The organism is Streptomyces triticisoli (assembly GCF_003270085.1).
Classification (GTDB): Bacteria; Actinomycetota; Actinomycetes; order Streptomycetales; family Streptomycetaceae; genus Streptomyces; species Streptomyces triticisoli.
In genome coordinates this window covers 1-16,515 of the sequence record NZ_QFDQ01000186.1, presented here as the reverse complement: position 1 = coordinate 16,515, position 16,515 = coordinate 1, and the positions used below count along the sequence as shown (strand labels likewise).

General features: G+C 71.5%; 21 protein-coding genes and 1 pseudogene. 11 read left to right on the top strand and 11 right to left on the bottom strand.

The features are described from left to right. The 4 genes and pseudogenes from DEP02_RS24595 to DEP02_RS24580 form a co-directional block, all read left to right on the top strand. Positions 1-282: pseudogene (locus DEP02_RS24595) on the top strand (histidine kinase); the annotation flags it as partial. Between the two features lie 42 nt (positions 283-324). Further along, entirely contained in the window at positions 325-753 is a 429-nt protein-coding gene (locus DEP02_RS24590) for a roadblock/LC7 domain-containing protein (RefSeq protein WP_112469872.1), read from the top strand. Position 754: 1 nt separating this feature from the next. Beyond that, on the top strand, positions 755-1,111 hold the full coding sequence (locus DEP02_RS24585; RefSeq protein ID WP_112469868.1) for a DUF742 domain-containing protein: 357 nt from the start codon (positions 755-757) through the stop codon (positions 1,109-1,111). Then, positions 1,098-1,694: a GTP-binding protein gene (locus DEP02_RS24580; RefSeq protein WP_112469867.1), complete on the top strand. Its 597-nt coding sequence runs from the start codon at positions 1,098-1,100 to the stop codon at positions 1,692-1,694. Before DEP02_RS24585 ends, DEP02_RS24580 begins: the two co-directional genes overlap by 14 nt. Positions 1,695-1,749: 55 nt before the next feature. Here DEP02_RS24580 and DEP02_RS24575 read toward each other — a convergent pair whose 3' ends face one another. From DEP02_RS24575 to DEP02_RS24555, 5 genes are all read right to left on the bottom strand, one after another. Next, complete coding sequence (locus tag DEP02_RS24575; protein ID WP_112469866.1) at positions 1,750-2,709, bottom strand: ABC transporter substrate-binding protein; 960 nt, start codon at positions 2,707-2,709, stop codon at positions 1,750-1,752. A 155-nt stretch (positions 2,710-2,864) separates the two neighbouring features. Next, positions 2,865-3,533, bottom strand: coding sequence for an ABC transporter permease (locus DEP02_RS24570; RefSeq protein ID WP_112469865.1), 669 nt, complete (start codon positions 3,531-3,533; stop codon positions 2,865-2,867). Next, positions 3,530-4,246: an ABC transporter permease gene (locus DEP02_RS24565; RefSeq protein WP_112469864.1), complete on the bottom strand. Its 717-nt coding sequence runs from the start codon at positions 4,244-4,246 to the stop codon at positions 3,530-3,532. The genes DEP02_RS24570 and DEP02_RS24565 overlap by 4 nt, the downstream gene beginning before the upstream one ends. Beyond that, complete coding sequence (locus DEP02_RS24560) at positions 4,243-5,397, bottom strand: ABC transporter ATP-binding protein (protein WP_112469863.1); 1,155 nt, start codon at positions 5,395-5,397, stop codon at positions 4,243-4,245. Before DEP02_RS24560 ends, DEP02_RS24565 begins: the two co-directional genes overlap by 4 nt. Positions 5,398-5,625: 228 nt before the next feature. Next, complete coding sequence (locus DEP02_RS24555; protein WP_112469862.1) at positions 5,626-5,991, bottom strand: DUF6479 family protein; 366 nt, start codon at positions 5,989-5,991, stop codon at positions 5,626-5,628. A 300-nt stretch (positions 5,992-6,291) separates the two neighbouring features. Here DEP02_RS24555 and cutA point away from each other — a divergent pair, with 300 nt between their 5' ends. Then, complete coding sequence (cutA, locus tag DEP02_RS24550; protein WP_112469871.1) at positions 6,292-6,615, top strand: divalent-cation tolerance protein CutA; 324 nt, start codon at positions 6,292-6,294, stop codon at positions 6,613-6,615. An 82-nt stretch (positions 6,616-6,697) separates the two neighbouring features. Here the strand turns inward: cutA and DEP02_RS24545 are convergent, their stop codons facing one another. The 6 genes from DEP02_RS24545 to DEP02_RS24520 form a co-directional block, all read right to left on the bottom strand. After that, on the bottom strand, positions 6,698-7,030 hold the full coding sequence (locus tag DEP02_RS24545; protein WP_112469861.1) for a helix-turn-helix domain-containing protein: 333 nt from the start codon (positions 7,028-7,030) through the stop codon (positions 6,698-6,700). After that, positions 7,027-7,413 (bottom strand): type II toxin-antitoxin system RelE/ParE family toxin, encoded by a 387-nt coding sequence (locus DEP02_RS24540; protein ID WP_112469870.1) that lies wholly within the window; start codon positions 7,411-7,413, stop codon positions 7,027-7,029. The genes DEP02_RS24545 and DEP02_RS24540 overlap by 4 nt, the downstream gene beginning before the upstream one ends. 98 nt (positions 7,414-7,511) lie before the next feature. Continuing rightward, complete coding sequence (msrB, locus tag DEP02_RS24535) at positions 7,512-7,919, bottom strand: peptide-methionine (R)-S-oxide reductase MsrB (protein WP_112469860.1); 408 nt, start codon at positions 7,917-7,919, stop codon at positions 7,512-7,514. A gap of 24 nt (positions 7,920-7,943) precedes the next feature. Further along, positions 7,944-9,332, bottom strand: coding sequence for a UDP-N-acetylmuramate--L-alanine ligase (gene murC / locus DEP02_RS24530; protein ID WP_112469859.1), 1,389 nt, complete (start codon positions 9,330-9,332; stop codon positions 7,944-7,946). Between the two features lie 41 nt (positions 9,333-9,373). Continuing rightward, on the bottom strand, positions 9,374-9,847 hold the full coding sequence (locus DEP02_RS24525) for an indole-3-glycerol phosphate synthase (RefSeq protein ID WP_438947793.1): 474 nt from the start codon (positions 9,845-9,847) through the stop codon (positions 9,374-9,376). A gap of 161 nt (positions 9,848-10,008) precedes the next feature. Continuing rightward, positions 10,009-10,845 (bottom strand): pyrimidine reductase family protein, encoded by an 837-nt coding sequence (locus tag DEP02_RS24520; protein ID WP_112469857.1) that lies wholly within the window; start codon positions 10,843-10,845, stop codon positions 10,009-10,011. A gap of 37 nt (positions 10,846-10,882) precedes the next feature. Between DEP02_RS24520 and zapE the strand changes: the two genes are divergently transcribed. The 6 genes from zapE (at position 10,883) to DEP02_RS24490 (ending at position 16,436) form a co-directional block, all read left to right on the top strand. Continuing rightward, complete coding sequence (gene zapE, locus DEP02_RS24515) at positions 10,883-12,013, top strand: cell division protein ZapE (RefSeq protein WP_112469856.1); 1,131 nt, start codon at positions 10,883-10,885, stop codon at positions 12,011-12,013. A 41-nt stretch (positions 12,014-12,054) separates the two neighbouring features. Continuing rightward, positions 12,055-12,633, top strand: coding sequence for a carbonic anhydrase (locus tag DEP02_RS24510; RefSeq protein ID WP_112469855.1), 579 nt, complete (start codon positions 12,055-12,057; stop codon positions 12,631-12,633). 111 nt (positions 12,634-12,744) lie between these two features. Further along, entirely contained in the window at positions 12,745-13,665 is a 921-nt protein-coding gene (locus DEP02_RS24505) for a slipin family protein (RefSeq protein WP_112469854.1), read from the top strand. A 141-nt stretch (positions 13,666-13,806) separates the two neighbouring features. After that, positions 13,807-14,646 carry a PPK2 family polyphosphate kinase gene (locus DEP02_RS24500; RefSeq protein ID WP_112469869.1) on the top strand — a complete coding sequence of 280 codons (840 nt, stop codon included), beginning with the start codon at positions 13,807-13,809 and terminating at the stop codon, positions 14,644-14,646. A gap of 84 nt (positions 14,647-14,730) precedes the next feature. After that, positions 14,731-15,609 (top strand): polysaccharide deacetylase family protein, encoded by an 879-nt coding sequence (locus tag DEP02_RS24495; RefSeq protein ID WP_112469853.1) that lies wholly within the window; start codon positions 14,731-14,733, stop codon positions 15,607-15,609. Positions 15,610-15,695: 86 nt separating this feature from the next. Continuing rightward, on the top strand, positions 15,696-16,436 hold the full coding sequence (locus DEP02_RS24490) for an aminoacyl-tRNA hydrolase (RefSeq protein WP_112469852.1): 741 nt from the start codon (positions 15,696-15,698) through the stop codon (positions 16,434-16,436). The last annotated feature ends 79 nt before the right edge of the window (positions 16,437-16,515 follow it).

The following is a 16,515-nucleotide window of genomic DNA, read 5'->3' as shown; positions in this document are numbered from 1 at the left end:
GTCGCCGCGGCCGGGGGTGCCCGCGGTGACGGGCTCGCGCCGCTGCCGCGCCGGGTGCCGCAGACCAGCCTGGCCGCCGAGCTGCGCGAGGAGCCGGACCCGGCCGGCGGGGAAACCCCGGCCGCCGACGGGGAGTTCACCGCGGAACGTGCCGCGTCCTCCCTGGCCGGCTTCCAGCGCGGCACGCTCAGGGCCCGTGACGAGGACGAGCCGGTACCGGGCCGCCAGGAGGACGCTCCGCCGGAGCCGGAAGCCCACGTTCCGCCGCAGCCGTATCCGTGACCGTGCCGTGAGGACCACCGACCGCTGATGAAGGACACCGACATGACACACGCCGCCCCCGCCACGCACACCCAGCTCGACCAGCTGCTGACCGGACTCGTCGACCGGGTCGCCGAGGTGAGCCACGCCGTCGTGCTCTCCGAGGACGGGCTGGTGGTCAGCAAGTCCACCGGGTTCCCGCGCGACGACGCCGAACGTCTCGCGGCGACCGCGTCCGGCCTGATGAGCCTCAGCAAGGGCGTCAGCATGGACTTCCGCGGCGGCCCGGTGCGCCAGGCGCTCATCGAGATGGCCAACAGCTATCTGATCCTCACCTCGGCCGGGACCGGAGCCCACCTGGTCGTCCTGACCGGGCCCGGCGCGGACGTCGGTGTGGTGGCGTACCAGATGAACATGCTGGTGAAGAAGATCGGCGAGCACCTCAAGCAGGCGCCGCGCGCCGGTGTCGCCCCGGCCGGCAGCGGCGAGTGAGGTGAGCGGCGGCGACCCGGCGGGCCGCCTGGTACGGCCCTTCACCCTGACCGGGGGGCGGACCCGGCCGAGCCGCGCCGACTTCACCCTCATCACCACGGTGACCGCGGTGGACCCGCAGCCCGCCGGGGCCGCACGGCCGCAGCCGGAACACCTGCGGATCCTGCGGTACTGCGCGCGGCCGGTCGCGGTCGCGGAACTCGCCGCTCATCTGGACCTTCCGGTGAGCGTGATCGTCATCATGCTCTGCGACCTGTTGGAGGCGGGCCGGATCACCGCGCGTCCGCCGCGTGAAGTCTCCGGTGCGCCGGACTTGGAGCTGCTGCAGAAAGTGAGGGACGGACTTGGCCGCCTCTGACACCGCCGTGCGGGCGCCCGCGTCCCCCGACACGGTCAAGATCCTGATCGCCGGAGGGTTCGGCGTCGGCAAGACCACGATGGTCGGGGCGGTCAGCGAGATCGTGCCGCTGCGCACGGAGGAGCACCTGACCGCGGCCGGTCTGGACGTCGACGACCTCGACGGCATCGAGGAGAAGCGGACCACCACCGTCGCGCTCGACTTCGGCCGGATCACGATCAGCGACGACCTCGTGCTGTACCTCTTCGGTACGCCCGGGCAGCAGCGGTTCTGGTTCATGTGGAACGACCTCGCCCTGGGCGCCCTGGGTGCCGTGGTCCTCGTCGACGTGCGCCGGCCGAAGGTGAGCTTCGCGGCGATCGACTTCTTCGAACGCCGGCGCATCCCCTTCGTGGTCGCCGTCAACGGCTTCCACGGGGAGCACCCCTATCCGACGGAGGACATCCGGGACGCCCTGGCGCTTGCGGAGCACGTCCCGCTGGTGCTGTGCGACGCGCGGGAGCGCGAGTCCTGCCGGGACGTCCTGATCGTCCTCCTCGACCAGCTGATCGCCTCCGCCGCGGGGTCGGACGCCCGCGGCTGAGGGGGGCTGGGCGTCCAGGGCCGGAACGTCCGTGCCGCTGCCCGGCCGCGGTGCGTCAGTCGAGTCCTGCCGACTTCAGCCAGGCCTTGGCAACGTCCAGCGGATCCTTCTTCTCCAGCTGCACCCGGGTGTTCAAGTCCAGCAGAGTGTCCGTGTCCAGCTTCGCGGAGACGGCGTTGAGCGCGTCCACGCCCTTCTGGTCCAGGCCGGACTTGTACACCAGCGGCTGGACGTTCTGGAAACCGAAGAGGTTCTTCGGGTCCTGCAGGACGACGAACTTCTCCTGGGCGATGGTCGGGTCCGTGGTGAAGACGTCCGCGGCCTGCACGGTGTTCTGCTTCAGCGCCGTCCGGGTCAGCGGGCCGCCCGCGTCCAGCGCCTTGAAGGACTTGAACTCCACCCCGTACACCGACTTCAGTCCCTCCAGGCCCTGATGCCTGGTCTGGAACTCCGGTGAGCCTCCGATGACGAGGTCCTTGGCGGTGTCCTTCAGGTCCGCGATGGAGGACTTCCCGGTGAGGTGGTACTTCTTCGCCGTCTCCTGGTTGACGGTGACGGAGTCCTTGTCCTCTGCGGGTGCCGGCTCCAGCAGCGTCAGCTTGGAGTCCAGCTTGGTGTTGATCGCGGCCGTCGTGGCGGCGACCGTCCTGGGGGCGGCGTTCTTGTCGAGGTAGGCCAGCAGCGCGCCGTTGTACTCGGGCAGCACGGTGACGGACCCGTTCTTGAGCAGACCGTAGGTGGTCTCGCGGCTGCCGATGTTGTGCTTGTAGTCGACCTTGATGCCCTTGGCCTTCAGGGCCTCGCCGTAGATGTCGGCGAGCAGGATGCTCTCGGCGAAGTTGTTGGAGCCGACGACGACCGTGTCACCGCTCGCCCTGTCCCCCGAGAGCGGGTCCTTGCCGCTGCCACCGGAGGACGAACACCCCGCGAGGAGCGCCGCGGTGGCGGCGAGTGCGACGGCGGCCGCGACGGGGCGTCTCGTGCTGGACCTGGTGCTCTTCGCGTAAAAAGTCACTCACTGATCCAATCCGGCGGCTTCTCCGTCAGTCAAGGGGCACCGGGTCTCCGATGCGCTTCAATGCGTGTCCGGTTGTGAAGGTTGTGAAGGCGAAGCGGTACGGTGCCGTGTCCGCGCCCCGTCGACAGCCGCTGTGCCCGTAACCTCCGCTGTCAGCCACCGCGCCGCACCCCCGGCGACACCGCGGTCCGCGCCACCGCCCAGAACACCGCGAGCGTCGCCAGCGCCATCACGGCGACCAGGGTGGCCCCGCCCACGACCTTCTCGTAGTCGCGCTGGTAGAGGCCGTCGATGATGTACCGCCCGAGACCGCCGAGGCTGACGTACGCGGCGATGGTGGCAGTGGAGACGATCTGGATGGCCGCCGAGCGCAGACCGCTGAGGATCAGCGGGAGTGCGACGGGCAGCTCGACCTGGAGGAGGATGCGGGACTCCCCCATGCCCATGCCGCGGGCCGCGTCCACCACAGGCGGATCGACGGAGCGCATCGCCTCGTACGTCGTCACCAGGATCGGCGGGACGGCGAGGACGACCAGCGGGATCATCACGGGGACCAGGCCGAAGCCGAGCAGGATGAACATCAGCACCAGCAGGCCGAAGCTGGGCAGCGCCCGCCCGGCGGTGGCGATCAGGGCGAGGGTGTTGCCGCCGCGCCCGTAGTGCCCGGTGAGCAGGCCGATCGGCAGCCCGATGACGGCGGCGAGCACGAGCGCCAGCAGCGAGTACTGGATGTGCTCGGCCAGACGCGCGGGAATGCCGTCGTAGCCCTTCCAGTGGGCGCCGTCGCTGAAGAAGGCGTTGACGAAGTGGAGTACGTTCACCGGGCTGCGTCCTCCAGAGCGGGCACAGCCGCGTCGGGCCGGGCCTGGACGGCCTTCGGTTTCCGACGCCGGGTGCCGCGTGACATCCAGGGGGTCAGCAGCAGGCGCAGGAGGACCAGCGCGCCGTCGGCGAGGACGGCCAGGACCGCCGTGGTGACCACGGAGTTCACCGCGAGTTCGGGCCGGTGGTAGATGTTGGCGTCGTGGAGCAGGTTGCCGAGGGCGCCCTGGTTGCCGATCAGCATGCCGACACTGACGAGGGAGATGCTGGAGACGGTCGCCACGCGCAGTCCCGCGATGATCGCGGGCACCGCGATCGGCAACTGCACCTGGACATACCGCCGTACGGGACCGAAGCCCATCGCGGTGGCGGCAGCGAGCGTCTCCGGCGGCACCGAGCGGACGCCGTCGACGATGGCCGGGACGAGCACGACCAGGCTGTAGACGGCGAGCGGGATCATGACGGTGAGCTCGGTCTGGCCGGTGTAGTCGATGAGGACGACGAAGAACGCCAGCGACGGGATGGCGTACAGCACGGTCGTCAGGCTCAGCATGGGCGGGTACAACCAGCGGAACCGCACGCACAGCTGGGCGAGGGGCAGGGCCGCGACGAGGCCGGCCAGGACCGGCAGCAGAGCCTCGCGCAGATGCAGGCCGATCAGGCCGAGCCAACTGTGCTGGAGGTCGCTCGGAATGTCGAAGAATCGGTTCATCCGACGACCCCGGTCTCGCTCTCCCTCTCGCTCTCGGCAGCGGTACGTCCCTCGGCGTGGGCGCTGCGGATCGCCTCGCCGATGGTCTGCTGCGAGACGACGCCGACCACGCGGCCGTCGCCGTCCACGGCGACCGCCCACCCGGTCGGCGAGAGCACGGCGCCGTCCAGGGCGGCGCGCAGGGACTCGCTGCCGTACTCGAAGGGCCGCCCGTGGGGCAGCAGCCGGTCCGGGTCCAGGGACCCGGCGGTGAGCGCGTCCGGCTCGCCCCAGCCGAGGGGTCTGCCGTCGAGGTCGGTGACGAGGAGGTAGGGCACGCCGGGGGTGGTACGGGCGGCGATCTGCTCGGCGCTGGAGTCGACGGCGACGACCGGGGACTTCTGCAGCCGCAGCCCCCCGGAGGTGAAGAAGGACAGCCGGCGGATGCCGCGGTCGGTGCCGAGGAAGTCCTCGACGAAGTCGTCCGCGGGGTCGGACAGCAGCTCGGCGGGCGGGGCGTACTGGGCGAGCCGGCCGCCGGTGCGCAGTACCGCGACCATGGTGCCGAGCTTGATCGCCTCGTCGATGTCGTGGGTGACGAAGACGATGGTCTTTCCCAGCTCCTCCTGGATGCGGAGCAGTTCGTCCTGGAGCCCCTTGCGCACCACCGGGTCGACGGCGGAGAACGGTTCGTCCATCAGCAGCACCGGCGGGTCCGCGGCGAGCGCCCGCGCCACGCCGACGCGCTGCTGCTGGCCGCCGGAGAGCTGGTACGGGTACCGCTTGGCGAGCGAGGCGTCGAGTCCGACGCGCTCCATCAGCTCGGCCGCCCGCGCCCGGGCCCTGCTCCTGCCCCAGCCGAGCAGGCGGGGCACGGTGGCGATGTTGTCGACGATGGTGCGGTGCGGAAAGAGCCCCGCGTTCTGGATGACGTACCCCATCGACCGGCGCAGGGTGTTGACGGGCTGCTTCCGGATGTCGGCACCGTCCAGCAGGATGCGGCCCCCGCTGAGCTCCACCATCCGGTTGATCATCCGCAGGGTGGTGGTCTTGCCGCAGCCCGACGGCCCGACGAGGACGGTGATCGAGCGGTCCGGAATCTCGAGCGAGAGCCGGTCGACCGCCACCGTGCCGTCCGGATACCGCTTCGTGACTGAATCCATCCGTATCAAAACGCCGAACGCCCTTCGGGTCTGGCAGAAGCTGCCGCTCTCGGCCACGGTCGCGCGGGCCGCTGCGGGGAGAGTCTAGACACCGAGCACCGTACGCCACCCGGCACCCAACACCCGTGTTCCCGCCCCGAAGATGCCGTACGACCGGGGCTGGGGAAGGTGCGCACCGCGCGCCGACGACACGGGGACGGGCCCCGGAGGGGGCCCGTCCCCGTGCGGCGGGTGCGATCAGGTCCGACCGCCGCCACCGCCGCCGAAGGATCCGCTGCTGCCGGGGGACCAGCGGCGCCGGTGCTGGTCCGGCTTGCGCCGGCTCCCGCTGGCGTGCAGTTCGTAGGGCATGAGCCGCTCCCCCTCGTCGGGGTGCACCTCGTCCGGCTCCCGCATCTCGCTGATCTCGTGGATGGCCCCGGTGACCGGCAGGTGCGGCTGCTCGGCCTCGGTCGGCCGGTCCGGCTCCTGGCGCATCACGCGGATGCCCACCAGGACGGCCGCCACCAGGGCCCCCGCGATGACCAGCCCGCCGATGAAGGCGCCGAGGGGACCCCAGACATTCGTCCCCGCGGCCAGTACGACGTAGGAGGCTGTGTCCATGTCTTCCACCCGCCTCACTGAGGAAAGCGAAAAGCACCGATGGCGCCAGCGACGCCACCTGTATCCCATATTGTCCCACTACAAAACGACACCGCAAAGCGTCGCCCCCAGAGACCCGCCACGCCGTGTCCGAGGGGGCCCGCTCGCCCGAGGCCGGGTCGATCGTCAGCCGGACTGCGGACGCGCCGGTGGAGCCGCTCGGCTGGAGTCCTTCGTCGAGCCTTCGCGGTGCCGGCCCTGCTGGGCTTCGGACGCCCGGCGTCCCCGGCTGAGCTGTTCGTGGTGGGTACGCTCGCTGCCATGACGACGTACGAGTACGCCATGGTGACCACGACCCACGACATTGAGGACAAGGCCCACGCCCTGGCCGCCGCCGTGATCGACAGCCGCCTTGCTGCCTGCGCCCAGGTCTATCCGATCGCCTCCGTCTACCGGTGGGAGGGCAAGGTCGCGAACGAGCAGGAGTGGCGCGTGGACTTCAAGACCCGAGCGGACCTCGTGGCCGATCTGACGGCGCTGATCAAGGAGAGGCACGATTACGACACACCGGAAGTCATCGCCGTGCCCATCTTCTCCGGCAGTCCCGAGTACCTGACGTGGATCAAGGACGAGACCAAGAGCTGAGCGGATACGCCACCGCGGTGCGGAGGTCCTCCTGCAGGCTCCGCCCGTACGGCTGATTCAAGGGCGGAGCGTTGAAGAACGGCTATGCCGCGCCGATGGTCCGGTCGCCGTACTCGATCGACACCGTGATACGAGCGCCGAGCGCCGCGGCATACGTGCGGATCGTCTCCAGGTTGTGGATCTCGCCCCGCTCGATCTGGGACACCCGCGCCTGAGAGATACCGACCGACGCGGCAACCTGCGCCTGGGTGAGGCCTTGTTCCTCACGGATCTCGCGCAGGTGGTGTCCGAGCACATAGGCCTCGGTCGCGGTCCGCGCCGCCTGCTTGCGCTCCTCCCACTGCGCATCGGACACCTCGGGGTGAGCCTCGCGCACCCGCCGCTTCACCTCAGCCCAACTGCTGTGACCGCTCACCGGACACCGCCGTCCTCTCCTGTGCGTCGCAAGTCGGCCAGATGCTCGTCATAGCGGGCCTCGGCAAGCCGGATCGCATCGACGTACCACTGGCTCCAACGACCGGTTTTGTCTCCCGCCACGAGAAGAATCGCCTCACGCTCCGGATCAAACACGAACAGGATGCGCACCTCCGTACGGCCCGCGCTTGCCGGGCGCAGTTCCTTGAGGTTGTGGATGATGCTGCCGTGCATGCGGTCCACGAGCGGCCGCCCGAGCGTCGGACCACACTCGGCCAGGATGTCGATCGCTTCTTCAACCAGATCGGCACTCTCTGGATCCTCATCCGCAAGCTTCAGCAGCCAGAGCTCCACCGCTGGATGGAGATTGATCTCCCAGTTCATGCTTCGCATCTCAGCGTATGACGCCGGACGCGAAAAGGAAATCCTTATACCACCAGCTCAACGGGTGAAAACGCCCCCCGCCTGTTGACCGGGGTCGGTCAGCCCCCGTCGGGGACCAGCCGCAAGGAGATCGAGTTGATGCAGTACCGCTGGTCGGTCGGGGTCGGGTAGCCCTCGCCCTCGAAGACGTGCCCGAGGTGGGAGCCGCAGCGGGCGCAGCGGACCTCGGTGCGGACCATGCCGTGGGAGCGGTCCTCCAGGAGTTCCACGGCGTCGGTGTCCTTCGGGTCGTAGAAGGACGGCCAGCCGCAGTGGGACTCGAACTTGGTGTCGGAGGTGAACAGCTCGGCGCCGCAGGCCCGGCAGGAGTACACGCCCTTGTCCTTGGTGTTCGTGTACTCACCGGTGAAGGCGGGTTCCGTACCGGCCTGGCGCAGCACCGCGTACTCGGCTGGGGTCAGCTCCGCGCGCCACTGCTCGTCCGGCTTCTCGACGTCGTACGACATGAGACCCACGCCCCTCACTTCGACTTACTTCGACAGACGGTCCAGGATGCGCGGTCCGAGGTCGGTGACGTCGCCCGCGCCCATGGTGAGAACGAGATCACCGGCCTTCGCCATTCCCGCGATCGCGTCCGGCACCTCGGCCCTGTCGTGCACGGCCGTGACGTCGGCTCCCGCCGCCCGGGCCGCCTCGATGACCAGCTCGCTGGTGATGCCCGGGATCGGGTCCTCGCGGGCCGGGTAGATGTCCAGGACGAGCGAGGCGTCGGCGAGGGTCAGGGCCTGGCCCATCTCCTTGCCCAGCTCCTGGGTGCGGGAGAACAGGTGCGGCTGGAAGACGACCAGGATCCGGGCCTCGCCCGCGGCGGCGCGCATCGCCTCCAGGTCGGCGGTCATCTCGGTGGGGTGGTGGGCGTAGGAGTCGATCACCTGGACGCCGGCGGCCTCGCCCTTGAGCTGCAGGCGCCGCTTGACACCGGTGTACGCGGCGATCGCGGGCGCGAGCTCGGCGGCCGGGATGCCGAGGGCGGCGCCGGCGGCCAGCGCGGCGACGGCGTTGTGCGCGTAGTGGCGGCCGGGGACGGATACCGCGAAGGTCAGCTCGGTGCCGTCCAGCACCGCGGTGACCTCGCTCTTCAGGCCCTGCGGTACGACGGACAGGACTCGTACGTCGGCGTCCTCGGACTCGCCGTACGTCACCGTCTTCACGGTGCCCGCCAAGCGCCGGGTCAGCTCGCACGCGCCCTCGTGGTCGGCGGAGATCACCAGTGTGCCGCCGGGGACGATCCGGTCCGCGAAGGTCTCGAAGGACTCGTAGATCTCGTCCATCGAGGCGTAGTTGGCGTGGTGGTCGAGCTCGACGTTGAGGACGATGGCGACCTCGGGCGTGTACTTGTGGAAGCTGCGGTCCGATTCGTCCGCCTCGGCGACGAAGATGTCGCCCTCGCCGTGCAGCGCGTTGGTGCCGGGGGCGTCCAGGTCGCCGCCGATGGCGTACGACGGGTTCAGGCCCAGCTCGGTGAGGGTCACCGCCAGCATGGAGGTGGTGGTGGTCTTGCCGTGGGTGCCGGCCACGGCGAGCGGGCGCAGGCCCTCCATCAGGGCGGCCAGGGCGTCGGAGCGGTGGACGACCGGGATGCCCAGTTCGGCCGCGCGGACCAGCTCCGGGTTGTCCTCGCGGATCGCCGAGGAGACGACGACGCAGCTCGCGTCGTCGGCGAGGTGCCCGGCCGCGTGCCCGATGTGCACGGTGGCGCCCAGCGCGCGCAGTGCCTCGGCGGTCGCCGACTCCCTGGCATCGCTGCCGGCCACCTGGGCGCCGCGCTGCGCGAGGATCTTGGCGATGCCCGACATTCCGGCGCCGCCGATGCCGATGAAGTGCGGTCGGTCCATGGCGGTAGGAAGGCCGGGTGCCATGCGTTTTCTCCCCAGGTGGTGCGGCTGCGGTACGACGTAGCCTATGCCTTGCTGTGGGAGAAGAGTTTCAGGACCGGTACGCCGACCTTGTGGCGGGCCCGTGAGGCCCAGTCGCGGTGGAAGAACTCCTCCACGTAGTGCGGGTCGGTCAGGACGATGACCTCGTCGGCGTCGGCCTCGGTGACCAGGGTCTTCAGGGCGTCCAGCGGATGATCCTCGACGAGCCGCCCCTCGGCCTCGCCGCCGGCCGCGCGCAGCGCCCTGAGGGACACGTCCAGGGCACGCTCCCCCTCGCCCTTCGCGGCCTCGCCCTCGGGGGTCTCGCCCTCGCGTGCCGCCTCGTCGATCTCGCCGAGCGCGATGTCGTCGATGGCCCGCAGCAGGCGGTCCGCCTGGTCGCCGCGGGGCTGGAGCAGCACGTGGAAGAAGACCGGCTCCTCGCCGTGCAAGGTGGTGACGAACTCCACGTCGGCGGACGTCAGGGCCTTCTCGATCATCAATACGCTTGTGAACACCAGGCGCCCTTTCTCCTCCGGGGCCCACGGCCCCTCCGTCTGCCTCCACGGGCCGTGCCGGTCCCCCGGAACCATCCTGCCCCGTGATCGCGCGGGTATCGCTGCGGCAGGCCCCGGCAAGCGGTCCCGCCGGCCTCCCGTCACTCCCGCCGGCCCTCCCGTCACTCCCGCCGGTACCGGCTGAACAGGAAGCCCTCCTCCTCCAGGAGGGAGGCGAGGGTGAAGCGCTGGGGGACCGTGATGGTGGGGCCGCCGGTGATGCGCTGGGCGTTGCCTGCGGTGAGCATCGGGGAGACGGTGAGGCACAGCTCGTCGAGGACACCGGAGGCCACCAGCTGGCCGAGCAGGCGGGGGCCGCCCTCGGTGAGCAGGCGGGTGTGGCCGAGTTCGGCGAGGGCCTGGACGGCGCGGGCGGGGTCGATGCCGATGCCGTCACCGGCGATCACCACCCGCGCGCCCGCCTTCTCCGCCGCGGCTGTCCGGTCGGGGGCCGCCGCGGCGCCCGTGAGGATCAGCGTGGGCACCAGGGGCGAGGCGAACAGCGGCAGCGAGAAGTCCAGCTCCAGGCTCGCGGTGACCACCGCGATCGCCGGGGCCGGGCCCTGCCCGGCCGCCTCCCGCAGCGCCGCGAACTCCGCCCGCGCCCGGGCCGGGCGGTACCCCTCCTGGCGCACGGTCTCCGCGCCGACCACCACGACGTCGGCCAGCGCCCGCAGCGTGCCGAAGATCCGCATGTCGGCGGCGCTGGAGATGGGCTGCGAACGGCCCTCGTGCTGGGCGGCCCCGTCCAGCGTGGCCACCATGTTGGCGCGCAGCCACGGCTCCCGGCCCGCGGGCCCGCGCTCCGGGTAGGCGTAGGCGGCCGCCAGCTCGGCGAGGGTCCACTCCCGGTCCTCAAGGGCGCCGGCGGCACCGGGGGCGCTCGCACCACCGGCCCCACGGGCCCCGTCCAGGGCTCGGGCTGCTGTTTCGTCGGTCACAGGGAACAGGCGTCGCATGTCGTGCAGTGTTCCACGCCGCCTACCATGGGGAACCGTGTCGTCCTCCACAGCCTCCTCCGGGCTCAGCCCCCTGACCGACGCGGCCCCGCTGTCCCTGTGCGCCCGCGAGCCCCACGTCCCCGCCGACCGGCTGGTCGCCGAGATGGTGCCGCCGCCGCGCTTCGACGCGGTGCGCTTCGCGACGTACCTCCCGGACGCGCGGCAGCCCAGCCAGACCGAGGCCGTGCGGGTGCTGGGGGACTTCGCCGCCGGGCTCGGCGGTGCGCCCGCGACCGGCTCCGGCAGGCGCGGCTTCCTCGGTTTCGGGAAGAGCAAGGGCAGCGGCAAGGGGAAGACCGCCAAGGGCAAGGCCCCCGCCGGCCCCCGCGGCGTCTACCTCGACGGCGGCTACGGCGTCGGCAAGACCCACCTGCTGGCCTCCCTGTGGCACGCCAGCGAGGCCGAGCCCGCACGCAAGGCGTTCGGCACGTTCGTGGAGCTGACCAACCTCGTCGGCGCCCTCGGCTTCCAGAAGACGGTCGAGACCCTCTCCGGCCACCAGCTGCTGTGCATCGACGAGTTCGAGCTGGACGACCCCGGCGACACCGTGCTCGTCTCCTCCCTGCTCGGCCGGCTGGTCGACGAGGGCGTCGCGCTCGCCGCCACCTCCAACACGCTGCCGGGCAAGCTCGGCGAGGGCCGGTTCGCCGCCGCGGACTTCCTGCGCGAGATCCAGGGCCTGTCCGCGCACTTCCGCACGCTGCGCATCGACGGCGAGGACTACCGCCACCGCGGCCTGCCCGAGGCGCCGGCGCCGTACTCCGACGAGCAGGTGACCAAGGCGGCGTACGCCACCGACGGCGCCTCCCTCGACGACTTCCCGCACCTCCTCGACCACCTGGCCAGGGTCCACCCCAGCCGCTACGGCGCCCTGACCGACGGCGTGGCGGCCGTGTGCCTCACCGGGGTGCGGCCGGTGCCCGACCAGTCCACCGCGCTGCGGCTCGTGGTGCTCGCGGACCGGCTCTACGACCGTGAGGTGCCCGTGCTGGCCTCGGGGCTGCCCTTCGACCGGCTGTTCAGCGAGGAGATGCTGAACGGCGGCTACCGCAAGAAGTACTTCCGCGCGATCTCCCGTCTCACCGCCCTCGCCCGGGACGCCAAGGGAGTCGCCGGAACGGCGTGACGTGGAGTGTGCGCGCGACCGCGCTGCGTTAGCGTAGGTCCATGCAGCCCCTGATCGACAACGCCCGTACGTTCGGACGGCGGCCGGCGGACTTCGCCCGGCTCGCCGAGGGCCAGTCCCCCGAGGTCCTGTTCATCACCTGCTCCGACTCCCGGGTCGTGCCGGCCCTGATCACCGGCGCCCGCCCCGGCGAGCTGTTCGAGCTGCGGACCGCGGGCAACATCGTGCCTCCGTACGCCTCCACGCATCCCACCAGCGAGGCGGCCACCATCGAGTACGCCGTGGAGGTGCTCGGCGTCCGCGAGGTCGTCGTGTGCGGCCACTCGCACTGCGGAGCCGTCGGCGCCCTGGTCCGCGGGGACGACCTCGACGCCGTACCCGCCGTACGGGACTGGCTGGTCCGGGCGACACCCCCGCCCAAGGGGGCCGCGGAGGACCCGGCGGTCGCCGAGGGCGTGCAGGCGCACGTCCTGACGCAGGTGCTGCGGCTGCGCTCGTACCCCTGCGTCGAGCGGCGGCTGGCGGACGGGCGGCTGAATCTGCGCGCCTGGTACTACGAGGTGCACACCGGCGTGGTGCTCGCGCACTGCCCGCGCACCGACGTCTTCACCGCGTTGTGAGTGCCGCGGCCCGAACTGTGAGCGTCTCGGCCCGTCCGCTTTTCCCGGGTCGGGCCTATCGTTGGAAGCAGGCGCACAAGGCGCAGACGGCCGTCCGTCCGAGGAGTCGTCATGGTGCAGGAACTGGTGACCGCTGCGATCGCCGCGGGCTGCGCGGGATTCGTGTATCTCACCGCGGCGATGCGGATCGTCAAGCAGTACGAGCGCGGGGTGGTGTTCCGGCTCGGACGGCTGACCGGTGAGCCGCGTGCGCCGGGCCTGGCGGTGATCGTCCCGTTCGTGGACCGGCTCTACAAGGTCAACATGCAGATCGTCACCCTGCCGATCCCCGCCCAGGAGGGCATCACCCGGGACAACGTGACCGTGCGCGTGGACGCGGTCGTCTACTTCAAGGTGGTCGACGCGTCGAGCGCGCTCATCCGGGTGGAGGACTACAAGTTCGCGGTGTCGCAGATGGCCCAGACGTCGCTGCGTTCGATCATCGGCAAGAGCGACCTGGACGACCTGCTGTCCAACCGCGAGAAGCTCAACCAGGGGCTGGAGCTGATGATCGACAGTCCGGCCGTCGGGTGGGGTGTGCAGATCGACCGTGTGGAGATCAAGGACGTGTCCCTGCCGGACACGATGAAGCGGTCCATGGCCCGGCAGGCGGAGGCCGACCGGGACCGGCGGGCCCGCATCATCAACGCCGACGCGGAGTACCAGGCGTCCATGAAGCTGGCCGAGGCGGCGCAGCAGATGGCCGACACGCCGGCCGCGCTGCAACTCCGGCTGCTGCAGACGATAACGGCGGTCGCCGCGGAGAAGAACTCCACGCTCGTCCTGCCCTTCCCGGTGGAGCTCCTCCGCTTCCTGGAAAAGGCCCAGCAGTCGCCGGAGCAGGCGCCTGCGCCCACGCCCGCGCCTGCGAGGTCCCTCGACCAGGCCCCGGCCCCGCCGATCACCCCCGTCCGCACCACCGCCGACGCGGCCACCCCCGAGCCCGCCGTCCCGGACGGCACCGGATCCCAGCCGCGGACGACTCAGCCGTAGGACCGGCGGGGCACACGCAGCCGGGTAAACCGGGTGAAGGGGTGGTGGCCCGTGGCCGGGAAGAGTGCCAAGAGCGCGGCGCGACGGCAGGACGCGCGGCACGGCCCGGCACGGGAACACCCCGGGCACCCCGAGGTCCCTCTGCGCGAACTGCTGCGCGTGCCCGTCGGCGAGACGGTCGACCTGTCCGCGTACGACACGGCGGCCACGCCGGCGGGCCCCCGGGACAAGGCCGCCGGCCGCGCGGAGACGGCCCGGATGGCCAGGCCGCTCGCCGCCCTGCAGGAGCGGCTGTGGGCGGCGAGCACCGCCGGTGACCGGCGCCGGGTCCTGCTGGTGCTGCAGGGCATGGACACCAGCGGAAAGGGCGGCACGGTCAAGCAGGTGACCGGCCTGTTCAACCCGTCCGGCTGCCGTATCCAGGCATTCAAGGCGCCCACCCCGCAGGAGCTGGCCCACTCCTTCCTGTGGCGGATCCGCAAGGCGCTGCCCCGGCCCGGCGAGATCGGCGTCTTCGACCGCTCCCACTACGAGGACGTCCTGATCGCCCGGGTCCGCGGCCTCGCCCCGCGCGCCGAGATCGAGGACCGGTACGCGCGGATCAACGACTTCGAGCGGTCCCTCGCCGAGGACGGCGTCACCGTGATCAAGTGCTTTCTGCACATCTCCTACGACACCCAGCGCCGCCGCCTGCTCAAGCGCCTGGACAACCCGGACAAGCGCTGGAAGTTCGACCCTTCGGACATCGACGAGCGCGCCCGGTGGCCGGCCTACCAGGAGGCGTACGAGATCGCCCTGCGCCGCTGCGCGGCCCCGTACGCGCCCTGGTACCTGATCCCGGCGGACCACAAGTGGTACCGCGACTGGGCGGTCAGCCGCCTGCTCCTCGAACATCTCCGGGAGCTGGACCCGCGCTATCCGGCTGCGGACTTCGACGTGGAGGAGTGCCGCGCGCGGCTACTGAAGCAGGGTGACCCGTGAACTGTCCGTGGGGAGGGCCACCGGGCGGGTGAGCGTACGGCCATGACGCCGTTCGTACGACCGAAGAGGGCCTAGATTCATCGGGTGATCCCACTTGTACGACGAATCGCCGCCGTCTGTGTGCTGGGCGCCGCCCTGGCCGCCTGCGGCAGCACCCAGGCGTCCCACCCCGGACGCCCCGCGCCCTCGGCCTCGTCGAAGTCCACCGCCGCCGCACCCGCCGCACCCGCCGAGCCCGCCCCCTCCCGGCTGCCGGCCCTCGCCCCGGCCCCCGACGGTCTGACCCCCGTCTTCAGCAACGGCCCCCGGACCAAGGGGAAGACGGTCGCGCTCACCTTCGACGCCGACATGACCGCCGACCAGGGACCGCGCGCGGCGGCCGGCGAGCACTTCGACAACCCGGAGCTCATCGCCGCGCTCCGCGCCCTGAAGGTGCCGGCCACGGTGTTCATGACGGGCCGCTGGGCCGAGCAGTACCCCGACCAGGCCCGCTCCCTCGGCAACGACCCCCTCTTCGAGCTCGCCAACCACTCCTACAGCCACTACGCGTTCACCGCCGACTGCTACGGTCTGCCCGCGGTGTCCGCCGACCGCATGCGCTCGGACGTGGAGCGCGCGTACGAGGCGTTCCGCAAGGCGGGCGTGAAGCACCCGGTGCCGTACTTCCGCTTCCCCGGCGGCTGCTACGACCAGCGGGCCCTGCGGGCGCTGAGCCCCCTCGGCGTCACCGCGGTGCAGTGGGACGTGGTGAGCGGCGACGCGTTCGCGACGGACGCGGACGCCGTGGCCCGGCAGGTCCTGGACGGGGTCCGGCCGGGCTCGGTCGTGGTCATGCACTGCACCCGCAGCGCGGCCCCCACGACCGAGCACGTGGTGCGCACGATCGTGCCCGAGCTGCGCAAGCGGGGCTACCGCCTGGTGAAGGTCTCCGACCTGATCGGCGCCTCGACCGGCCGCACCTGACCCCGCCGGCCGGCGGTCCCGCGCAGCGTACGGCCGGCGGGGCGGGGCCGGCGGGGGCCGATCACGCAGCTGGCAGACTGGAGGCCGTGAGCACCGACGAGACCACCGCGGCCACCGCCCCTGAGGACAGCCCGTTCCGGCCCGGTCCCGGAGGACGCGATCAGGCGCGGCAGTTCGTGCTGCCGCTGGTGGTACGGATCGAGCGGGCCACCCCTCCGGCCCGTACCGACGCGTTGGAAGCCGCGGCCCGCGCGGTGCTGGTGCTGCTCGGCGACGAGCGCTCGTCCGGTGACGGCGAGTGGGCACAGGCCGTACGGAACTGGCAGGACGCCCGGATCCGCAAGGTGGTCCGGCGGGCACGCGGCGCCGAGTGGCGGCGCGCGGAGGCCCTGCCCGGCATCACGGTCACCGGAGGGACGGCGGAGGTACGGGTCTTTCCGCCCGTCCCCCTCGACGGCTGGCCCAAGGACCTGGCCAGGCTGCAGGTCTCCGGCACCGACCTCGACGACCCGGAACCCCCCGCCGAACCGGACCCGGACCTCCCCGTCCTGTGGCTCAGCCCCGACCTGGACATGTCCGCGGGCAAGGCCATGGCCCAGGCGGGCCACGGCGCCCAACTCGCCTGGTGGGCACTGCCCCACGAACACCGCACCGCCTGGCGCGACACCGGCTTCCCCCTCGCCGTCCGCACCGCCGACCCCGCCCACTGGCACGAACTGACGTCCGCCGGGCTGCCGTTGGTGCGCGACGCGGGCTTCACGGAGATCGCCCCGGGCTCCAGCACGGTGGTCGCCGACCACCCGGCGCTGCGCCGGGGCCGGTTCTAGAAGTTCACTGAAGATCTTGGGGGTTCTGGCCCCGGCCCGGAGGGGCCGGGGCCAGACTCGTAGGTATGCAGGGGAACGA